Annotated in this window: 21 protein-coding genes and 1 tRNA gene; 5 read left to right on the plus strand and 17 right to left on the minus strand. The window is 36.3% G+C overall.

All coding sequences use genetic code 11. The annotated features are described in order from the left end of the window. Positions 1 to 105: 105 nt before the first annotated feature. The 7 genes from OK18_RS17745 to OK18_RS17775 all read right to left on the minus strand — a co-directional run bounded on the left by OK18_RS17745 (position 106) and on the right by OK18_RS17775 (position 6,622). Entirely contained in the window at positions 106 to 1,203 is a 1,098-nt protein-coding gene (locus OK18_RS17745; protein WP_053328878.1) for a glycosyltransferase family 4 protein, read from the minus strand. A gap of 76 nt (positions 1,204 to 1,279) precedes the next feature. Next, positions 1,280 to 2,056, minus strand: a complete 777-nt coding sequence (locus OK18_RS17750; RefSeq protein WP_053328879.1) for a polysaccharide deacetylase family protein — start codon at positions 2,054 to 2,056, stop codon at positions 1,280 to 1,282. A 1-nt stretch (position 2,057) separates the two neighbouring features. Then, complete coding sequence (locus OK18_RS17755) at positions 2,058 to 2,987, minus strand: glycosyltransferase family 2 protein (protein WP_053328880.1); 930 nt, start codon at positions 2,985 to 2,987, stop codon at positions 2,058 to 2,060. Between the two features lie 5 nt (positions 2,988 to 2,992). Beyond that, positions 2,993 to 4,162 (minus strand): glycosyltransferase family 87 protein, encoded by a 1,170-nt coding sequence (locus OK18_RS17760; RefSeq protein WP_053328881.1) that lies wholly within the window; start codon positions 4,160 to 4,162, stop codon positions 2,993 to 2,995. Between the two features lie 31 nt (positions 4,163 to 4,193). Next, a complete protein-coding gene (locus tag OK18_RS17765; protein ID WP_053328882.1) occupies positions 4,194 to 5,006 on the minus strand; it encodes a 2,3,4,5-tetrahydropyridine-2,6-dicarboxylate N-succinyltransferase in 813 nt (270 codons plus the stop codon). Positions 5,007 to 5,089: 83 nt separating this feature from the next. Next, positions 5,090 to 5,701: a methyltransferase family protein gene (locus OK18_RS17770; RefSeq protein WP_228377650.1), complete on the minus strand. Its 612-nt coding sequence runs from the start codon at positions 5,699 to 5,701 to the stop codon at positions 5,090 to 5,092. Between the two features lie 72 nt (positions 5,702 to 5,773). Next, positions 5,774 to 6,622, minus strand: a complete 849-nt coding sequence (locus OK18_RS17775) for an AraC family transcriptional regulator (RefSeq protein WP_174441965.1) — start codon at positions 6,620 to 6,622, stop codon at positions 5,774 to 5,776. Positions 6,623 to 6,711: 89 nt separating this feature from the next. On the opposite strand from OK18_RS17775, the gene OK18_RS17780 reads away from it, so the two are divergent. Further along, positions 6,712 to 7,899, plus strand: coding sequence for an MFS transporter (locus OK18_RS17780; RefSeq protein WP_050020965.1), 1,188 nt, complete (start codon positions 6,712 to 6,714; stop codon positions 7,897 to 7,899). Between the two features lie 115 nt (positions 7,900 to 8,014). Here the strand turns inward: OK18_RS17780 and OK18_RS17785 are convergent, their stop codons facing one another. Further along, positions 8,015 to 8,587 carry a C40 family peptidase gene (locus OK18_RS17785; RefSeq protein WP_128572339.1) on the minus strand — a complete coding sequence of 191 codons (573 nt, stop codon included), beginning with the start codon at positions 8,585 to 8,587 and terminating at the stop codon, positions 8,015 to 8,017. A gap of 152 nt (positions 8,588 to 8,739) precedes the next feature. Between OK18_RS17785 and OK18_RS17790 the strand changes: the two genes are divergently transcribed. Next, a complete protein-coding gene (locus OK18_RS17790) occupies positions 8,740 to 9,381 on the plus strand; it encodes a hypothetical protein (RefSeq protein WP_053328884.1) in 642 nt (213 codons plus the stop codon). 35 nt (positions 9,382 to 9,416) lie between these two features. Here the strand turns inward: OK18_RS17790 and OK18_RS17795 are convergent, their stop codons facing one another. Further along, complete coding sequence (locus tag OK18_RS17795) at positions 9,417 to 9,785, minus strand: hypothetical protein (RefSeq protein ID WP_053328885.1); 369 nt, start codon at positions 9,783 to 9,785, stop codon at positions 9,417 to 9,419. Between the two features lie 525 nt (positions 9,786 to 10,310). Here OK18_RS17795 and OK18_RS17800 point away from each other — a divergent pair. Continuing rightward, positions 10,311 to 11,255, plus strand: a complete 945-nt coding sequence (locus tag OK18_RS17800; RefSeq protein WP_053329423.1) for an MBL fold metallo-hydrolase — start codon at positions 10,311 to 10,313, stop codon at positions 11,253 to 11,255. Positions 11,256 to 11,439: 184 nt separating this feature from the next. Continuing rightward, positions 11,440 to 11,513 (plus strand) — tRNA-Ala (locus OK18_RS17805). 363 nt (positions 11,514 to 11,876) lie between these two features. Here the strand turns inward: OK18_RS17805 and OK18_RS17810 are convergent. Next, positions 11,877 to 12,065, minus strand: coding sequence for a bacteriocin-like protein (locus OK18_RS17810; protein ID WP_156173323.1), 189 nt, complete (start codon positions 12,063 to 12,065; stop codon positions 11,877 to 11,879). Positions 12,066 to 12,397: 332 nt separating this feature from the next. Here OK18_RS17810 and OK18_RS17815 point away from each other — a divergent pair, with 332 nt between their 5' ends. Further along, entirely contained in the window at positions 12,398 to 15,007 is a 2,610-nt protein-coding gene (locus OK18_RS17815; RefSeq protein ID WP_053328887.1) for a TonB-dependent receptor, read from the plus strand. Between the two features lie 68 nt (positions 15,008 to 15,075). Here OK18_RS17815 and OK18_RS17820 read toward each other — a convergent pair whose 3' ends face one another. The 7 genes from OK18_RS17820 to OK18_RS20935 all read right to left on the minus strand — a co-directional run bounded on the left by OK18_RS17820 (position 15,076) and on the right by OK18_RS20935 (position 20,178). After that, positions 15,076 to 15,960 (minus strand): hypothetical protein, encoded by an 885-nt coding sequence (locus tag OK18_RS17820; RefSeq protein ID WP_053328888.1) that lies wholly within the window; start codon positions 15,958 to 15,960, stop codon positions 15,076 to 15,078. 68 nt (positions 15,961 to 16,028) lie between these two features. Then, positions 16,029 to 16,286, minus strand: coding sequence for a hypothetical protein (locus tag OK18_RS17825; protein ID WP_128572333.1), 258 nt, complete (start codon positions 16,284 to 16,286; stop codon positions 16,029 to 16,031). A 426-nt stretch (positions 16,287 to 16,712) separates the two neighbouring features. Beyond that, positions 16,713 to 17,129 carry a tetratricopeptide repeat protein gene (locus OK18_RS17830; protein ID WP_053328889.1) on the minus strand — a complete coding sequence of 139 codons (417 nt, stop codon included), beginning with the start codon at positions 17,127 to 17,129 and terminating at the stop codon, positions 16,713 to 16,715. 2 nt (positions 17,130 to 17,131) lie between these two features. After that, complete coding sequence (locus OK18_RS17835; protein ID WP_053328890.1) at positions 17,132 to 17,563, minus strand: hypothetical protein; 432 nt, start codon at positions 17,561 to 17,563, stop codon at positions 17,132 to 17,134. An 18-nt stretch (positions 17,564 to 17,581) separates the two neighbouring features. Further along, a complete protein-coding gene (locus tag OK18_RS17840; protein ID WP_053328891.1) occupies positions 17,582 to 18,022 on the minus strand; it encodes a hypothetical protein in 441 nt (146 codons plus the stop codon). A gap of 131 nt (positions 18,023 to 18,153) precedes the next feature. Beyond that, positions 18,154 to 18,591: a hypothetical protein gene (locus OK18_RS17845; protein WP_053328892.1), complete on the minus strand. Its 438-nt coding sequence runs from the start codon at positions 18,589 to 18,591 to the stop codon at positions 18,154 to 18,156. Positions 18,592 to 18,618: 27 nt separating this feature from the next. After that, positions 18,619 to 20,178 (minus strand): polymorphic toxin-type HINT domain-containing protein, encoded by a 1,560-nt coding sequence (locus OK18_RS20935; RefSeq protein ID WP_082129225.1) that lies wholly within the window; start codon positions 20,176 to 20,178, stop codon positions 18,619 to 18,621. Positions 20,179 to 20,192: the final 14 nt, after the last annotated feature.

Genomic DNA, 20,192 nt, shown 5'->3' on the forward strand with positions numbered 1-20,192 from the left:
TCTAGCAGAGATGATGATGATAATGATGTAATGCTAAAAAAGTTGGTTTCATTGTATTGAATTATGATGCAAATGTAGGATTTATTTTTAAAATGCAAAGCTTTTTCAGATAATTTTTTGATAAAGGTTTATCAGTTCTCTTGCAATTGACTCATCATTAAATTTCTGAACAAACTCAAAACCCTTTTCTGCACGGCGTTTTCCCTCTGATTCATTTTCCCAGAGAAATGTAAGCTTGGCTCTGATATCAAGCTCATTGTGAGGATCTATATAGACAGAGTCCTTACCTCCTGCTTCCGGCAGGCAACTTGTATTGCTTGTTACCACTACCGTTTTCGAAAAAAGAGCCTCTATCACAGGGATTCCGAAGCCTTCAAAAAAGCTTGGATATATAAAAATATCTGCCAGTTTATAGATTGCTGCCAGCTCTTCCATAGAAACTCCTTCCAGAAATAGAACCTGTTTTTCCATTTTATTTTTTTTCAAAAAGCGTTCTATTTTCTGATAATATTTTGTCTTTCTGCCTACAACTACCAGGGGTATTTCTGTCTCTTTAATAGCTTTTACCACATTCAGAAGATTCTTACGCTCTTCAATGGTTCCGACATTAAGAATAAAACGTCCCGGCAGATTGAATTTGTTTTTGACACTTTGTATGAATTCTACCGGCTGTTGTTCTTTAAAAGCTTGATGACATCCCTGATAAATCACTTCAATCTTATCTTCAGGAACCTTTAAATACTGAATGATATCTCTTTTGGTCTGCTCTGAAATGGCAATAATTTTATCTGCGGTATCAGCCGCTTTCTTAAATTTCCAGAAATGTATTTTCCGGTCAAAAAAAGAATAGTATTGTGGATACCGTACAAAGATTAAATCATGAATGGTCACCACCTTTTTGATAGGATCTTTCCCCCATTTTAAAGGAAGCTCCCCGGAGAGTCCGTGAAAAATGTCAGCGCCTTGTTTCTGCGCATCTTTTCCCGTTTTAAACTGGCGGGAAAAGTTTCCTTTTGAGGTTTCAATAAACCGTACATTGGAGCGGTTCAGAATCTCTTTTCCGCGTTCAGATTTATTTTTATTGAGCAGCAGGTATTCATTTTCCGGTGCATATTCGGAAAGTATTCTGACAAGATCGCGTGAATAATTGCCCAACCCGGAAGTATTGTGAAAAAAACGTTTTGCGTCAAAGGCAATTTTCATAGTGTATCTGTAATTTTATCAAAATTATTAGAATTCATCAATTTTCCCCGGCATAATCCCGGGATCCATCGAGAATTTATCTTTGTATCTGTTTCTGAAAGTCCTGAAAGGTGCCGAACGTATGTCCCTTATCTTTCAGCCATCCTACGAACGAATCAAACCTTTGTACCATATCTTTTCCGGAATTTTTTACGGTAAAACCCGGAAGCCTGAATGCCTCATCTTTAATTTCTGCAAATTCCCACGGATGGAAATAAATATTAAGGTATTTATCTTTTCCTAACGTATCGGAAGCTAGCTTTTTGTACACTGCCAAAGGAAAATTATGAAAACTCAGCCAGAATAACGGAATCCTGAAATTGGGTGTTACCGAAGCCGGAACCTGCATTACGTTTCCTTCTTTGAAATACGTTCTTGACACTTTTAAGTTGTTATATCTGCCCGGTAAAAAGGTTGGATTGATAGAAGAATTATAGGAATACCCTGCTTTTTCGACGTCTTTGTTGTCAACAGGCATCATTCTCGGCATTCTTAGTCCTGTTATTTTGGTGGAGAAAAGTTCCTCCAGCCGCTCTCTCGATTCTTTAAGATGTTTCACTTCAAATTCTGAATGGAACCAGGTGTGGGAAGCCAATTCATGCCCGTCGTGTAGCAACCTTTCGATAAGGGGCCTGCTGTTTTCTGCGAAAACTACCGTAGAAAAAAAAGTAGCTTTCACTTTATATTTCTTAAGGATATCCAATATCCTTTCCAATCCGGTCTGCGAAATTGAAATTTGCTTTTCAAAAGGAATTTTACCTTTGTATTCAAATGGCATATCAAATTCCTCAATGTCAAAACTTAATAAAACCATTCTAAAAATTTTTGTTTTTAATAATATAATTAGGTCTGTCTTTCACCTGTTTAAATATTTTTCCTAAATAGATTCCCATTATCCCCATAATAATCAATTGTAATCCTCCAAAGAATACAATCGTCATAATAAGTGAGGCCCAACCTGAGATTTCTGTTTTGGCAATAAATGAATGGATGACATATATCCCGTATCCGATAATAGAAATTGCTGAAAATAAAAAACCAAGGTAAGCCGCAATATAAAGGGGTTTTACACTAAAAGCTGTAATTCCGGTAAAGGCAAAAGTGAACATTTTTTTAAGATTATAGCTGCTTTGTCCGGACATCCTTTCGGCTGCCGTAAAATTAATCCCGGTCTGCCTGAATCCCATCCAGCTTGTCAGCCCCCTCAGGAATAAATCATCTTCATTAAAATTGCGCATTACTTCCACGGCACTGGCATCCATCAGCCTGAAATCGGAGCCGCCTCCTTTTGTTAGATTAACATCTGACAAGTTGGATAAAAGCTTATAAAAAAGATCCGATGTTTTTCTTTTAAAATAGGAAATCTCCTTGGGATAGGTTCGTACAGTAAAAACCACATCATACCCTTCCTCCCATTTTTTTATCATTTCCGGGATAAGTTCCGGCGGATGCTGAAGGTCTCCATCCATAGAAATGACTGCATTCCCGTGGGCATTATCCATGCCTGCTTTTACAGCTGGCTGATGCCCGAAATTTCTTGAAAATTCAATAAATTTCACTTCATCAAACCGCTCTGAAAGCTCTTCCAGTTTCTTCTGCGTATTGTCCCTGCTCCCATCATTTACAAATATAATTTCAAAGTCATAATGATGCAGCCCATCAAAAACTTCTTTGATTTTCTGATGGATCACAGCAACGTTTCCTTCTTCATTATAGGCAGGAATTACAATTGAAATTTTCTTCATAATGATTAATTCAGGCTATAGTTTTTCTCAAAATCCTTGGTTAAAAGCTCATAAGTTACTCTCAGCCAAACCAAGATACAAGGTACGGCTTTTAAGGAATACTTGATGATATAGTTCTCTTTTACAAACTTGGGAAATAAATCTGAAGTGGAGAAACAGGTAAAAATAATCACAAAGACAAGCAACCCGATAATGAAAGGAGTTCTTTCTTTTTGAAGAAAAAACCATATCAAAACGCCTACCACGGCAATGATATAAGTAGGAGACTCAGAGCTGGAACTGAATAAGACTAAAAACAGTAAGGTTGAAGCCAGGATCATTAGCTGAAAGGCATAGTGCTTATATTGCCTGATCCTGATATAAGGTAATGCAAAAAGCGGTAGCCCTGCTGCTAAAAAAACAAGGTTGGAGATAGAGGCATCTCCTAAAATCCTTCTGAAAAAGCCCATTAATGAGATATCCTGCATATTGCCCAATACCTGGTTCTCATTATTTTTTTCTATAATAGACTGAAACCAGTCCGAATAACACTGTATGACAAATGCCGGGCTTGAATATGCCATCGGAAGTACAAAAAATAACAATGCAATGCCAATTCCTGAAAGAATAAATTTCGTCTTATTTTTGATAAAGAAAAATTGGGTAAGTCCTACAATACCGTAAATTTTCACAAATACTCCTATTAATATGGCCGTAACGGATTTTACTTCTTTTCTTTCATAGATATAGACAGCAGACAGCTGCAAAAGCCCTGTTAAAGCTACATTAAACTGCAGGCTTAAAGCTGCGGTAATATATTCCTGAAGACAAAGCAACCCAAAAATTGCTTTTTTGGAATCTGAAAACGGGAGTTTATAAATTCCATAAATGAAGATAAAGGTATTTGCTACATTCCAGAGGGAAATTCCAAGCCAGTCAGGCATCATGGCAAATGGTGCAATCAATGCACTGAAAAAGACCCCGTAATGATTCAGATCAAAATAGAGGTCGGGATAATGAATAAACAGGTTTTTCTGATGAATGGTATTGAAAAATACATTTTTAAAGATCAGATAATTATTAATCGCATAGTCTCCCCTGAAATATTTGGAAATTGCGGTAACAACCGATATAATAAGATAAACCCCAAATATATATTTAGGGTTTAATAGTATTTTAAGAAATTTTTCTTTCAAAATTGTGGAATATTAGCTTAAAAAATTAATCTTAAACAGCTACATTGTTATCTCTCAATGCATCATTAAGAGACGTTTTCTTGTCTGTGGATTCTTTTCTCTGACCAATGATCAAAGCACATGGAACCTGATATTCTCCTGCAGGATATTGTTTTGTATAGCTCCCCGGAATCACTACAGAACGGGCAGGAACCCTTCCTTTAATTTCTACCGGTGTATCTCCTGTTACGTCAATAATTTTTGTAGAGGCCGTCAATACTACATTAGCTCCCAGTACTGCTTCTTTTTCTACGTGAACACCCTCCACCACGATACATCTTGATCCGATGAAACAATCATCCTCAATGATTACCGGAGCGGCTTGTAATGGTTCCAATACCCCGCCAATTCCTACACCACCACTCAGGTGAACATTTTTACCAATCTGTGCACAGCTTCCTACGGTTGCCCAGGTATCTACCATTGTTCCCGAATCTACGTATGCCCCGATATTTACATAAGAAGGCATCATGATCACTCCTGAAGCTACAAAAGAACCTTCTCTTGCAATCGCATGGGGTACTACTCTTACTCCTTTTTCCGCATAATTTTTCTTTAAAGGAATTTTGTCATGGAATTCAAACGGACCTACTTCAATAGTTTCCATTTTTTGGATCGGGAAATACATTACTACGGCTTTCTTCACCCATTCATTTACCTGCCATCCGTTTTCCGTAGGTTCTGCTACACGAAGTTCCCCGGAATCTAATAAAGAAATTACCTCTCTTATCGCTTTTTGGCTGTCTTCATTCTGTAATAGGTCTCTATTATCCCAAATGTTTTCAATAGTTTGTTGTAACGACATGTTTCTTGTTTAAATTAGTTTGAAAAATTATACGCGCCAAAGATACAAAAAAGTTCAGCAAAACAGTTTTTAAGTTGTTGCTTTTAATAAAGGCGAAACATACGCCCAACCCTCTTTTTATAAGACTGATAGGTGGGGCCGTGCTGTTTTAATAAATACTCTTCTTCCAGCCGTATCTGGATCTGCATTACAATACTTCCCACCAGTAAAAACAAGAAAGTGACTGCGGTGGGAACTACCAGAAAAAAACCGGCAAGACTTACCGTCATTCCTAAAAAGACAGGATTTCTGGAGTATTGGAATAAGCCGTGGGTAATAAGTTCGGTTTTCATTTGATTATCAATTCCAATCCGCCAGGACTCTCTCATCTGACACTGGGCTATAATTACCCAGATGAAGGCAAGAATCATCATTATAATCCCTGCATATTGAACTTCTTCAGCTTCCCAAAGCGGTATTTTAAAAGCTTCTTCCATCGTTTCGGGAAATAATAAAAACAGAAAGGTGTAGATAAAAAGAGCAGCCATAATGAGTTTAAAATACCAACCTACCAATGCATAGGCTGAATCATCTTTTGGTAAAACATCAGGACTCTTACCAATTTTCCTGGCAACCGCTATGCTGATTCCCAAAAATGAAACCGCAAAGAACAAAATAAAATAAAAAGGAATAAAGAATCTGATGAAATCTGTCATGGTGAAAATGTTTATGTTTCTGACAAATTTCATGAATTTCAGGATGCAAATCTATTGCATTAAAGTTTTCACTTATATCATTGATTTAACGGATCTTTTGGTCTTTTTAAATTCGGTCAGACTCATTTTATGCTGTTTTTTAAAAAATTTGTTCAGGTGGCTTTCATCTGAAAAGCCAAATTCTGTGACAATTTCATTGATCCTCATATCACTGAAAAGAAGGCGGTGCTCAATCAGTCTCATCTTATAATTCAGGATATAATGGGTAATGGTTTCCCCACACTGCTTTTTAAAGTAGCTTCCGAGATAGGTTTCAGAAAGACCAAATTGCCGGGCTATTACAGAAACTTTCAACAAAGCCGGGTCATGGATATTTCCCTGGATATAATTAATGATTTCCAATATCCTTTTATCAGTATTGGATGCAATATGCTCTACTCTCATCTTTGAAATGTTCCTTGCTGCAATTACGATAAGCGCATTCACATAATGTAAAGTGAGTTCCTCCTGGTAAAGATCAGGATAGTGAAGTCCATGGAGAAGAGAAGCGATGATGGAATCAACCAGAACAACATCAGATTTATTCTGCAATATACACCCTGAAAGATAAGAAGCTCCATAAAGCAGGCAACCTATAGAATTAATACTGTTCCACTTATAGTCTTTTATATAGTGTTCACTGAACTTTACGAGTAAGAGCTCAGTTTTTTCTTCAATCTGCAGATAATGCTCGTCATCGGGAGTAAGCAGAATAAGGCTGCCTTTGCTGTAAGAGGCAAGATTATTATTGATTTTAAGTGACCCTTTCCCGGAAATGACATATATAATCTGAAAAAAAGAAAACTGATTCCCTTTCAGCGGACAGTTTTCTGTCTGAAGATATTCTACTTTTACTAACTGATCTATATTCTCTCTTTTCATAAGGCAAAATTACTTATTTATCATTGAAATATACTGATTTTTTACATTTTTTCTGTCCAAATTTGCTAGATCAAAATTTTTAAAAATCAATGAAAAGATCAATTTATGTGCTGGCACTCGGTGCATTTGGTATTATTACCACCGAATTTGGAGTTGTAGGTATTTTACCTACCATCAGCCGGCAATTTGGAGTATCCATAGATACAGCAGGATGGCTATTAAGCGCTTTTGCAATAACGGTTGCCATTTCTTCCCCTTTTATTACTTCATTTACCACTAAAATAAACCGGAAGCTGCTTCTGTGTCTTGTCATGAGCATATTTGTGCTTTCAAATCTTATATCTGCTTTTTCCACCAATTTCACTATGCTTATGATTGCCCGTATTTTACCGGCCATATTGCATCCGCTTTTCTGGAATATCTCCAATGCCATTGCATTCAAAGAAAAGGGAGCAAAAGGAGTTTCCACTGTCATGCTGGGTTTAAGTTTAGCTACAGTGCTCGGGATTCCGATTACAACATATGCCGCCGATCTTTTTCATGATTGGAGAGCATCATTTTTCCTCAGCAGCGTAATAAGTCTGATTGCTTTTATCGGGCTGTTGGTTTTTGTTCCTTCCATTCCGGGAGACAAAGCAAAGTCTGAACAGGATCAATTGGTTATACTAAAAGATCCTCTTCTGTGGATTAATCTTATTTCCACGATCTGTACACTTTCTGCTATGTTTTCAAGCTATACTTATCTTACTGCTTTCCTTGAACAAATCACAAAACTGGATGGAGCACAGATCAGCATGATGCTTCTCCTCTTCGGTGGCATGGGAACTATCGGGAACTGGCTGATGGGAGTTGCCCTGCACAAAAATGTACAGTTGACAAGCAGACTGTTTTTAATCCTGTTAATTACAGTACAAATTCTTGCGTATTATCTGGGAGGGATTTTTATTCCTATGATTATTATTGTTTCACTGTGGGGAATGATCCATACGGGCGGCTTTTTGGTTTCCAATATCCGGACCACCCAGTCTATTCCCCATCAGGCACTGGAATTTGTCAACAGCTTACTCACATCATCTTATAATATCGGAATTTCGCTGGGCGCTTTTCTTGGCGGAATCGTAAGTTCTTACTATGGGGTTCAGCATGTACTTTCGGTAAGTATATTACTCCTTGCGGTTACCTTTATTCTGAGCTTCTTTTCGTTTCCCAAAAAGATTACGGAAAATGAAGAAACCGGTCAGGAAGAATTTACAGCGTCTGTATGTGAAAATCTGTAACCGGATTATTGTTTTAAAAAAGCAACTCTTCTCACGATGGGTTGCTTTTTTATTGATTTCTTTTCCAATTACCAGGCTCCGGCAATCAGGCTTATGACCGGTTGATTACTATTTTTTATAGAACTCTTTGCGCATGGAGATATGCTTTATTCCAATATTTCTCATTCAAAGATGAAATGATGACTCCTTTGGAAGTAGAAGCATGGATGAATTTCACTTCTCCATCGGGCCCGATATCGTGGACAATCCCTACATGAGAAACCCTGCTTCCGCCACCTGTCGCAAAAAACAGCAAATCCCCCGGTTTTACGTCTCTGATATCTATATTTTTTCCGGCTACCGCCTGGTCTGATGATCTTCTGGGAAGACTAAAATCATTTTCTTCAAAAACTTTCACGGTAAATCCGGAACAATCAAATCCTGAAGAAGTATTTCCTCCGAATTTATACGGGGTTCCAAGATACTTTTCAGCATCTTTCAGAATATCACTGATGGACCGCGGGACTTTACCGTCAAATGTAGAGTCTAGCTTTCTGAGATTTTCAGATTTTGCCACTGTTTTGGTGCCTGATTTCCTGCTGGCAGAAACTTTTTTTGAACTTCCGCAGGAAACAACTAAAACGGAGGCCGCCAGTGCAATAGCAAGCCGCTTTATTTTCAATGTATCTTCCAATAATCCCGATTTCATATCCATCTGATTTTTACCCGATTATAAAATTCTTTACAAATATACATTTTATATATTAACTATGCTATAAGTATACTACAACTATATGATAAATATATGTTAAAATTTTATTTCCCGTTATTTATTACTATATTTGAGACCAATTTGGCAGTATGGCAACATATGAAAGCATTATCAAGATCAAAGGGGCTGTAGGCGACCTCGTTTTTTATACTCTGAATGGCAAAAATGTAGTCCGGAAGAAAAGCGGGTTTAATAAAACAGCCTTTACAAAGAATCCTTCTTATGAGAAAGTACGCCAAAACAGCACGGAATTCGGACATTGCTCCAGAATGGGTAAAGCCCTGCGAAGTTGTTTATCTTCATATATTAAAGAAGCAGGTGATCCCCTCCTCTATCAGAAGTTTGCAAGATTGATGACTTCGGTTAAAGATCTGGACCTTACTTCGGAGAGAGGAAAAAGAACTGTCGGAAACGGTTTAAAAACCGAGCAAGGGAAAAAGCTGCTGAAAGAATTTCAATTTGGTAATGTAAAGAATATAGTACCGGAAGTTAGGATTGAAGCTCAAACCCTGTATACAAATCATTATCATACTGTAACGAATAATATTACCTTAGTAATAATAAAACCGGATTTTGAAAATTATAGAATGGAATTTGTGGAAGAAACCTTCCCGTTGGCTTCCGGACAATCTGTAAGTCTGAAACCCGGATTCTCAAAAGATGATTTTCTGCTTTATTTTATGGTAATAAAAAAAGAGGACGGATCCATTACCCATATGGGATTCATATAAATAAAAAAGCCTGCAGCAATCTGCAGACTTTCTATTTATTTTTTGTCCCCTTTCCAGGTTCCTGCTTTTGCAGGATTCGGAAGTGAATTAGACCAGTTTCCATTACCTTTTTTATCTGTGCTCAGGGTTCCTCTGAAATCTCCTTTGGAAGGAAGTCCCACTACGGCGTTCAGATCACCTGAAGGACTTAGATTACCGGATATTACATAATTTTCATTATTGAGATCAGAATGCATGGTTCCTGATACTTTACCTTCAGTATCTACCACAAAATTCCAGACTCCTTTATCGCTTCCTTCGTAAGACCCTGACCATGTTCCTACATAATCGTAAATCGTATCGTCTTCTGAGCTACAACCGATAAATAAAAATGCCATTAAAAAAAGTAAAAAAAGTTTCTTCATAATTTCAGTAATTTTATAATCTAAAAATCCTGTTATTCCTTACTAAGGAATTGAGCTTAATATTATTATTCTATTTCGTGCAAATCTACTAATTTTTTATTCAAATTATCTGAAATTTAATCAGCAGGCCATATGTTTATTAATATTCAACATATTCCGGCTAAAATACAATTATTTTTCAAATAAAATAAGTACTGAATTTTTGAATTATTTTTTAAAGATTGTGATTATCCTCTTCATAATATATATGATGTTAGTAGCTACTATCCATCGCTGTAAGAAATGAATTGTAATTTATAAAATAACAATATCCTTATTGTAGTTAAAAACTGATGCGTAATCTTTATCGTACTTGCTAAAATTCGGAAAAAATAAATTTCATAAAAAACTGAAGTTCAACACTATAAAAAACACTTGTATACGGTAAGGACCAGACTACAAACTGGGATTCCATATCCGTCAATAAAAAATGATGTAAATTTGCCCTATCTATCGCAACAAAGGATGATTTTGAGTTTAAATATCATGAAAAAATTAACATTTTCTTTACTGGCATTTGTTATCCATACCGTTTGCCAGGCACAGCATTTTGACGTTATCCCATTGGGAATATATGGAGGAGAACAGGAAGACAATCTATCAGCTTATCTGGTAGGAGCACCTGAAGAGAACTCTTTTCTTTCTCTTGATGCAGGCACTGTCAATACCGGAATACGAAAAGCCATTGAGTTTAAAAGTCTCAGCGGAACGGAGGAAGACATTCTAAAGAACCAGATAAAAGGGTATTTTATCTCACATGGTCACCTGGATCATTTAGCCGGTCTTATCATCAATTCTCCGGCAGACAGCAAAAAGAACATTTTTGCCATTCCCCCTGTAATCCAGATTCTGCAAAACCATTATTTCATCACCGATACCTGGATTAATTTTGCGGATCAGGGGCAAAAACCTATTCTCGGAAAATACCATTATAATGAACTGCAAACGGGGACAGAAATACCGGTGGAGCAAACTTCACTTTTCTTAACAGGATATGAACTCAGTCATGTAAATCCTTATAAAAGCAGTGCAGCGCTGGTAAGATATGACAATCACTATCTGCTTTATTTAGGTGATACCGGAGCAGACCGGATTGAAAAGTCAAATCAGCTTGAGCAGCTCTGGAAAAATATTGCTCCATTGATTAAAAAAGGTCAATTGAACACCATATTAATTGAAGTTTCTTTTCCGAACAGCCAACCTGAACACCTTTTGTTTGGCCATCTTACCCCTAAACTGCTGGTAGAAGAATTAAACCAATTAAAAGAAAAAACCGGACAGAAGGATTTGAAAAACCTACATATCGTAGTAACCCATAGAAAACCTACCAAAGATAACCCTGAGATTATCAAAAAAGAATTATTAGAAAACAATCCTTTACAGGTACAGTATATTTTCCCGGAACAGGGTAAAAAGATAAGCTTACCTTAAATAAAAAACAAAAGATGAGTCACTACCGGACTCATCTTTTCATTTGTGAGGCTTTACAGCATCAGAAATGATGTTATAATGGTAAAAGATGGCTTTTGATTTTTTTTTCTGCAATACACAATAAAATTCAAAAAAAAATTTGTACATATCATTTAAATACTTACTTTTGTACCGCTTCAAAAAAGGGGGATTGGCGCAGTTGGCTAGCGCGTTTGACTGGCAGTCAAAAGGTCACGGGTTCGAATCCCGTATTCTCCACTCTGTGTTATTGAAAAATTTCTGTAAACACTAAAAGCTGATTAATCCTGCAAAATTGAATTTTGCAGGATTTTTTTTCAACGAAAAATCATATATTTTTCAATACTGGTAAAATTATAGCAATCGCGACAATTTTGAATCAATCTCAAAAGTTGGGGATAAGCATCATTTAAGTACTCTAAAAATGAATAGATTTAAATGTATCCAATTATATAACATAAAAATCCTGATCAATCACTGTTTTGTAAGTGAGCAAAGAAAGTAACAGAACCACTGAATATCTCTGGTGATTTAAGCTCATTGCAGTTTCTATTGACCTTATATAACGAAAAAAGACTGCCTTTGTGGCAGCCTCTTGTATTTCTAATCGTCACAGTGATTAATAGCACAATAATTTCCGGTAGGATGATAGCAACAACGATAATTATCATCCGGGCAATGGGATCCTCCACATGCCGGTCCTATAGGGTCTACACCTTCAACCGGATCAAACGGACCTCCTCCTTTAACTTGTTTTAGTTTCTCTCTAGAAACCTTCTTTAAATTTTTCATGGTTTTTGATTTTAGTTTATTGAGTGATAAATGTAAAAATAATCCGTCAATAAACAATTTAACATAAAAAATATTACGAAAAAGCATATCGAACATCAATATATTACTACATCATAGTTTATGACTAATGTCATCTAAATTATCCTGCTCTGAACAAGCACTCACCTAACGCATTACAAATCAACAACAAAAATAAATTGATATTATCAAAAACATAAACGGATAATAGTGCTATGCCTCCTTTTATGAGTACTCATAATAAAGATTTAATACACTATTCAAAAATAAATATTCATATTTGCAGCCTCAAACTCAAACACGCTAGTTTATTCATGAGCATTATTTTTAAAAAGCGTTTGATCATAGCGCTTGCATTACCTACTGCAGCCTTATATTACGGGCAGAGTACGAAGGATTCATTAGAAAAATCCAAATCCATTGATGAGGTGATGCTGGTAGGGCGAAACCTTAGCCAGACAGCCAAAGAAAGAAAAACACCTGTTGCAGTTTCCAACATTAAGGCAGCTGAGATCCAGGAGAAACTGGGAAATAGAGAATTCCCTGAAATTATGAAGTCTACTCCTTCTGTGTATGTTACCAAAGTAGGAGGAGGTTTTGGAGACAGCAGAATCAACATGCGGGGCTTCGACGGGGCCAATATCGCAGTTATTATCAACGGACAGCCTGTGAATGATATGCAGGGAGGTACTGTTTACTGGTCCAACTGGACGGGGTTAGCAGATATTGCGAGTTCTATTCAGATACAGAGAGGCTTGGGTGCTTCTAAATTTGTGGTACCTTCTGTAGGAGGAACCATCAATATCGTAACCAAAGCTACCGATTCTGAGCAAAAAGCAATGATAAAGGCAGAGGCTGGCAACGATAACTATTCCAGACTTTCAGCGATGTACTCTTCCGGGTTGAAAAACAAATGGGGAACTACCGTATTGCTTTCCCGTTGGCAAGGTGATGGGTATATCAACGGAACTAAAGGTGAGGGATATTCGTGGTTTTTCTCAACAGGATTTAAGCCCAATGAAAAGCACGCGTTCAACTTCATTGCAACGGGTGCACCACAAGTACACGATACAAGAAGATCTTCTGCCACCGGAGCCAATGTGGCAACCCTGCAGCAGTTTGAAACCTATGGAAGAAGATATAATCCGCAGACAGGAATGCTGAATGGTTCTCAATTCAATTTAGCACCTAATTTTTACCATAAACCTATTGCATCTCTTAACTGGGACTGGACCATTAATGACAACCTGAAATTATCAACTGTTGTTTACGGTTCATGGGGACGTGGTGGCGGTGGTACCGGGCTTAACGGTTCCATTAAAAACGCTAACGGAGACACCATGAATTTCATGAATTACGGTCCGGGCGGAGACGGTACCATCAATTGGGATATGATTTACCGTTATAACAGAGGGGGCATAGTAACAGATTATAATGGAAAGACTTTTCAGAAAGGGGCTTTTACTGCTCCTGCAGGCTCCCCAACTGATTATAACGGACAATACGTAACAACTTTAAACGGAACCACCGGTATCGTAAGAAAGCAGAGTATCAATTCTCATGATTGGTATGGAGCTATCGCTGACCTAAATTACCATAAGAATAACTGGACGTTTAACGGAGGTATCGATCTTAAAACTTATAAAGGAGCCCTGTATGATATTGTTACCGATATGTTGGGATCAGATGCTTTATTTGTCCGTAATACGGTAAATGCTCCTAATGGCTACTATATTGATCGTACCGTAAAACCAGAGCCTCTTACTAAACTTAATAATGCCCAGAAGGTATCTATATACAACGAAGGTCTGGTAAAATGGGCCGGTGTATACGGAATGGTTGAATATAGTTCTGAAAAGCTGAGTGCATCTGTTCAGGGATCGGTTTCCCAACAATACTACAAGAGAAGGGATTATATGTTGTATACTCCAGGAAACCAGGAAACCAAATGGTATAACAAGACCGGCTATATTGTAAAAGGAGGTGCCAATTACAATATTGATGATCATCATAATGTATTTTTCAATACAGGGATTATTTCCAGACAGCCATTGTTTAATGCTTTGTTTCCATCCAACCAAAACATCTATAACGATGCGAAGAATGAAAGAATTTTTTCTGTAGAGCTTGGGTATGGCTTCAAGTCCCGTTATGTGGATGTGAACATCAATGCCTACAGAACGCAATGGGATGACAGGTTTATTTCAAGAACTTTCAATGCCACTTCTGCAGATATTGCCAAGTTCTCTCAGTTAAAGCTCGGAAACGCTTATTACTACAATGCCCTGAATGTGGGACAAGTTCACCAGGGAGTTGAATTGGAAGCAAAAGCAAGACCTTTCACTAACCTAAGACTTAGAGGAATGTTGTCACTGGGCAACTGGAAGTATAAAGGAGATGCCAATTTCAACATCATTGATGTTCAAAACAACCAGGAAGTTTCAGGAGCTACCGGAATGATCAATATTAAAGATCTTAAGGTGGGTGATGCTGCACAAACTACCGCAAGCATCGGGGTTGATTATAATATCACCAAAGCTTTCAGCATTGATGCCAACTGGGAATATTATGACAAATTATATGCACAATTCAATCCTATCAACTTCCTTACTGCTGCTGACCGGGAGAAAGGCGTTGTAAAATTACCAAGCTATCATTTATTTGATGTGGGAGCAACTTACAAGTTTAATATTGATCAGAAAAGATCTTTAACTTTAAGAGCGAATGTATATAACCTGTTCAATACATATTATATTTCCGAACTAAGCTCTAATATTCACCCGGGTGATAAGATTGCCAATGGTCCTGATGCAGGAAAAACCTATCAGGAAACCGGCAGAGTCTATCAGGGAATCGCTGATGGAAACACAGGATTCCTTGGTTTTGGGAGAACGTGGTCTGTGGCTGCGACTTTCAGGTTCTAATCAATATATCTGACATAAATTAATTGAACCCGTCGTTTTTGGCGGGTTCTTTTATTTAACGAATTAAGTTAATCCTCAACTGATTTAATCTTTAAATCCATATCAATGATATAAGCAAGATGCTCATGCATTTTTTCTGCAAAATGAAGCTCTGCGTCCATAATCTTGCCGGTTGATTTTTCAAAATTATATTTTGTTTTGACACTGAATTCAAACTGGTCAACAGAGAATACTTTCTCATTTTCATAAAGCTTTTTGATATGACTTTTAATGAGTTCTTCCCGGTTATTCAGTACAGCATGAAACTCTACAAAAAGAGTATTTTTTTCCTCTTCAAGCTTTACCAGTTTCAGCTGATAGCTGTACTCTACTCCCTGAATCAATCTGGAACGGATACTCAACGGGCTGGATAAAAAGCTGTAATATTCATTTGGTGGGAATATAAGACTGTAAACTTCCGGTAACAGCAGAATATACTGCAGGTTTCTCTTCAGTTCTCCCTCAAAGCTTTTCAGTCCTTTTTCATAATCGGCAGCCAGTTTAACCTGATCTTTTTCTTCCGGAAAAACAGTGGCCAGTTTATGTTCTTTCCATTCTTCCCAGCTCTTCCAAAGTTCATCTTTATTCTCCACAGAAAGTATCTTTCCGTTTGCATTTCGTTTGATATGAATATTACGGGAAATATCAGCAAGAGCAAGGCTTTGCAGTAAAAAAGGTTTCATCACATGATCTTCCGTATCTCCTGTAATTTTAAGAAGGTTTATGGTGGTATAAATAAAATCTGATTCTTTCTGTTGACCAATTAACAGTTCAGATGAGGTTTTTAAAGAGATCGGAGGATTTTCCTTTCCCATCAGAAAGGTATTCTCTACATTCAGGGTGTATTCCTGTGAGAATTTTTCGAGCTGAAGAAGGGGAATATTTTCCCCGAAAAAGAAATTTGAAATACTCATTACTTTATTTTGACTCCGGTGCAATTTTACAATGATCTCTTTTAAAGATAAAATTTATATTTTTTACTTTATTTTTTACTTTTTGCTATCATCTGATCTAATAAATCATCAAACTCATTTCTTTCCGGATTGATATCCATATAATTGAGTGTGAAATTGTTTTTCAAATAATTAAGCAGTTCTTCATCAACTAATAACGACTTTTCCGGACCAATAATGATATCGTCAACATCCTGCTTTCCGATAATCTTCATCCAGTAAAATTCAGGTAATGATTTATTCAATTGGTAATTATCGTTGAGGTACTCACCTTTAGTTACAATCATTTCTGAAAACTCAAATCCAGTGAATTTTGTTGTTTGTAATCCGGTTTTGAGCTTTTCAGTAACAATATAACAAGGATGGCATTCCATTAAGTCATCACCTAACCAGTCTTCAAGTTGTATATGTAATTTTATAACTGTTAAAAATGGAGCTTCTTTCTCCAGAAATTCAGTTTTTTCGCCTAGCCCACAATAACTTCAGGCTGAATTCTTTGATATGTTTTCATAAAAATTTATAGACTCAAAATAGGCTAGTTTTTAAGATCTTTTTTAATTCAATAGACAGTATTTTATACAAAATGCTATTCAGAGTTTTCATTCAACTCTTTATCTCTATTTATTAATGGCATAATAAAATCATCTGTTTCCTTATCATACACTGGATCAACAATTAGATACTTGATTTGAAAATTTTCTTTTAAATAAGCTCTAAATATTTTGCTTTATCAGATCAAAATATTTGTCTTCTTCACCATTAAATATCTCTTTCCCTTCCAGCATATATGCACTCATTAAAGCATCTTGGGCCTTATCTATTTCTTGAAGTTCAAAATAAGATTCACCTAAACCTAACCATACATAGCCATGGCTTAAGCCATCAGGACATTTGAGAGCTTCATTATAATTATTACAGGAATTTTGAAAGTCTTTCAGATTAAAATAGCAGTCTCCTAAAGCTGTGTAAACATGTAACGCTATTTCATAATCATTTTTAGGATTGGGTATATTATCTAAAGCTTCCATATATTTTTTTAGAGCTTCCTTTAGTATTCCTCTCTCTGCAAGGGAATCTCCTTTTTCCAGAGATTCCATTATAGTTTCATACTTTTCATCAGACAGTTCCATATTTACTTAATATATTTTCCGGGATTTTTATAAAGGTCTAGATATTTTGGATCTTCATCCTGAAATGATCTTCCCTCTGACTTTTGAAATGCAATTTTAAATTCCTCGTATGCATTTTGATATTCATTAAATTCATAATGACTTTTACCTGCAACAAATTCTCTCTCACCGTCATCTAATCTTTCTTTATCACAAAGAAAGAATATATCAATCCATCTTTTTGCTTCACTATTATTTTTAAGTTGTGTATACTCATCAACTAATGATTTTGCTATAAAAAAACTTTCATCATAATTTTCTTTAACATCTGGAAGTAAACTCCATTTTTCTAATTCTAATTCAATAATCTTATTATGATTTCCTTTCTCATAATAGTTTTCGATTTTTTCATCAATTTTTTCAAATTGATCTTGAATTTGGTTTGGTAGTTCCATTATTTATTTTTCAAAATATTAATCTTGAAAATATTTATCGGGATTTTTATAGAATTCAAGATATTTTGGATCTTCATTTTCAAAATATCTGAAACCTGCTGCCTCTACTACTTGTTTTAATTTGTCATATGACTCTTTATACTCTCCAATTTCAAATTGATATTTTGCATAATTAAAATAACAATCTTCATCATTTAAGTGAAGATAATTATTTACCCTTATCATATTGTTCAACCATACTTTTGCTTCAGCTAAATTTTGTAAACTCATATAGTCTAAAAATATATACTTTGCAGTATTGTATGCTTCGTTCCATTGTTCTTTAGGATCAGGATATGTATTCCAAGCTTGTTTTAATAATTTGAAAGATTCTTCTGTATTACTTTCTTCAAATTGAGTATAGGCCAAATCTGTCAACTCATCGATTTTCGCTTGTAAGTTTAAGTCTAGTACTGCCATTATTTTTTATTTAAAAGCTTCCGAATATTTTTTTAGAGCTTCCTTTAATATTCCTCTCTCTACAAAAGAATCTCCTTTTTCCAGAGATTCCATTATAGTTTCATACTTTTCATCAGACAGTTTCATACTCACTATTTAAAATATTTTTCAGGATTTTTATAGAATTCAAGATATTTTGGATCTTCATTTTCAAAATATCTGAAACCTGCGACTTCTACTACCTGTTTTAATTTGTTATATGACTCTTTATAATCTGCTGTTTCAAATTGATACTTTGCTGTTTCAAACCAAACATCTTCATCAAATAAGTTAAGGGTATTATTATTTTCTATCATTCTATTCAACCAAATCTTTGCTTGATCAAATTGTTTATGGCTAAAAAAACCTTTGTAAATCATTTTTGCATAATTGTATCCTTGGTTCCAATTGTTTTTTGGTTCTGGAAAACAGTTCCATCCTTCTTCAGCTAATACTGAAAATTGGTCAAGATTATTTTCTTTTAAACTGGTAATTGCTTTTTTTCCAAAATCAATTACATTATTATACTTTTCTGCTTCTAATACTGCCATATTTATTTTTTTATATTAATAATAAATTTATTTTAATGGAGGTAAATATTGCTCAAGAAGTTTTGCTCCTTTGCTTCTATTGGTCTTATAATATTCTAAAACATAATTTTTACTATCTAACATCCATTCTCTTACTTCTTTTGATTTTGCCCCATAATGTCGGCCTGTTTTATTCCACCAGCTTACAGCGTCATCTATATGTCCCATATCTGCTTCTTTTATATCTCTCCAAACTTTATTTCCATCGTCCCAAAATTCTTTTACAGCATTTCCAAATTCGTCTTCAATCCTAGCTGTTGGAGGAACTTCTTTCATCATTCTATCAAAAACTTCTCGTCCTGTTTTACTTGCTTTTCCAGGGGTTCTTCCTAAATATTGAAGTCGTTTTGATACTTTTTTAACAACATTCGACAAGCATCTGCCAGCATTATGCACCAGCCACGCAAACATACCTACAAAATACGTATGAAAGTTGTCTACCGTAAAGTTATAAACTTTTTTAGGTTCATAGCTATATTCTGTTCTTTCAATGGTAACTTTTTCATCATTTTTGGTTAGAATTTTTTCACCTGCTTCCAGTTCTGAAGCATCTTTCCAACCTTCTTCAGTATAAAAAGGATGTATTGCTGTAGTTTCAATGACTTCTGCTTCCGTATAAATACTAATGGTATGGTCACTTTCATTGGTGATAAGATCAATCACCGGCTGAAGGGCTACAGTGTCTGTATCTTCATCATAAGCCCATACCAGATCTCCAATCCTGATGTCTTCAATATTTTTAATTCCATCCTCGGTATGAACAGGGGTTCCGGCCGGAAAACAGGCAAAAACACAGGTTTTGAGCAGCTTTTTGGCTACATCGTCCACACTTTTCTTTAAGGCTTCCTTGCTCAGCTTTTTCATCGCAGCTTTTCCCATCTGCTGCAAAGCTTCTTTAGAGATCGCTTTTGCCCCTGCTTTGATAGCGCCTTTCACTCCGGCTTTTGCCCCTTGCATCGCTACAGTTCCGGCTCCAAATGAAAACACTCCTACAGCAATGGAAGCTACATCCCATATTAAAAATCCGGCATTCATAAGACTGCCGCCTACATCTCCTGTTTGTATATCATTGATAAGGTCCCGGCCGCTTCCCCAAACTGGAATCATCCCTTCTACAAGACCGGCTTCCCCTACACTATTGCCCTGCCCGCTGTCATCAAGTTCACGCTGTGCCTGGTCCTGCATATCTTTTACTTCCTGTGCGGCATCATCCGGCAGAGGAACCTGTCCGCTGGTCATAAACTCTATTTTTCCGCCCACAGAACATTGGCAAGTACTTTTTCCGATCAGGGAATTGATCCCGTTAATTTTTACCTGCCAGGTATCCTTCCAGGTCATAGGAACGGTGCCTGGGGTACAAGGACCACCACTAATCTTGCACACCTTAAAAGAAGGTATGTTAATCAGGGGCCTGGCGTCTTGATTGGTCGCCACCAGACAGCCGTGGATTTTCACCTTCGTATTGAACGTAGGTTTGAAGAAATCCGGGGCTGCTCCCTGATCGCACATCATTAAGGCATTAAGGGTGATGTATTCTAACTCATCCATGATTTCTGTTTTAG

It is taken from the genome of Chryseobacterium gallinarum (assembly GCF_001021975.1).
Lineage (GTDB): Bacteria > Bacteroidota > Bacteroidia > Flavobacteriales > Weeksellaceae > Chryseobacterium > Chryseobacterium gallinarum.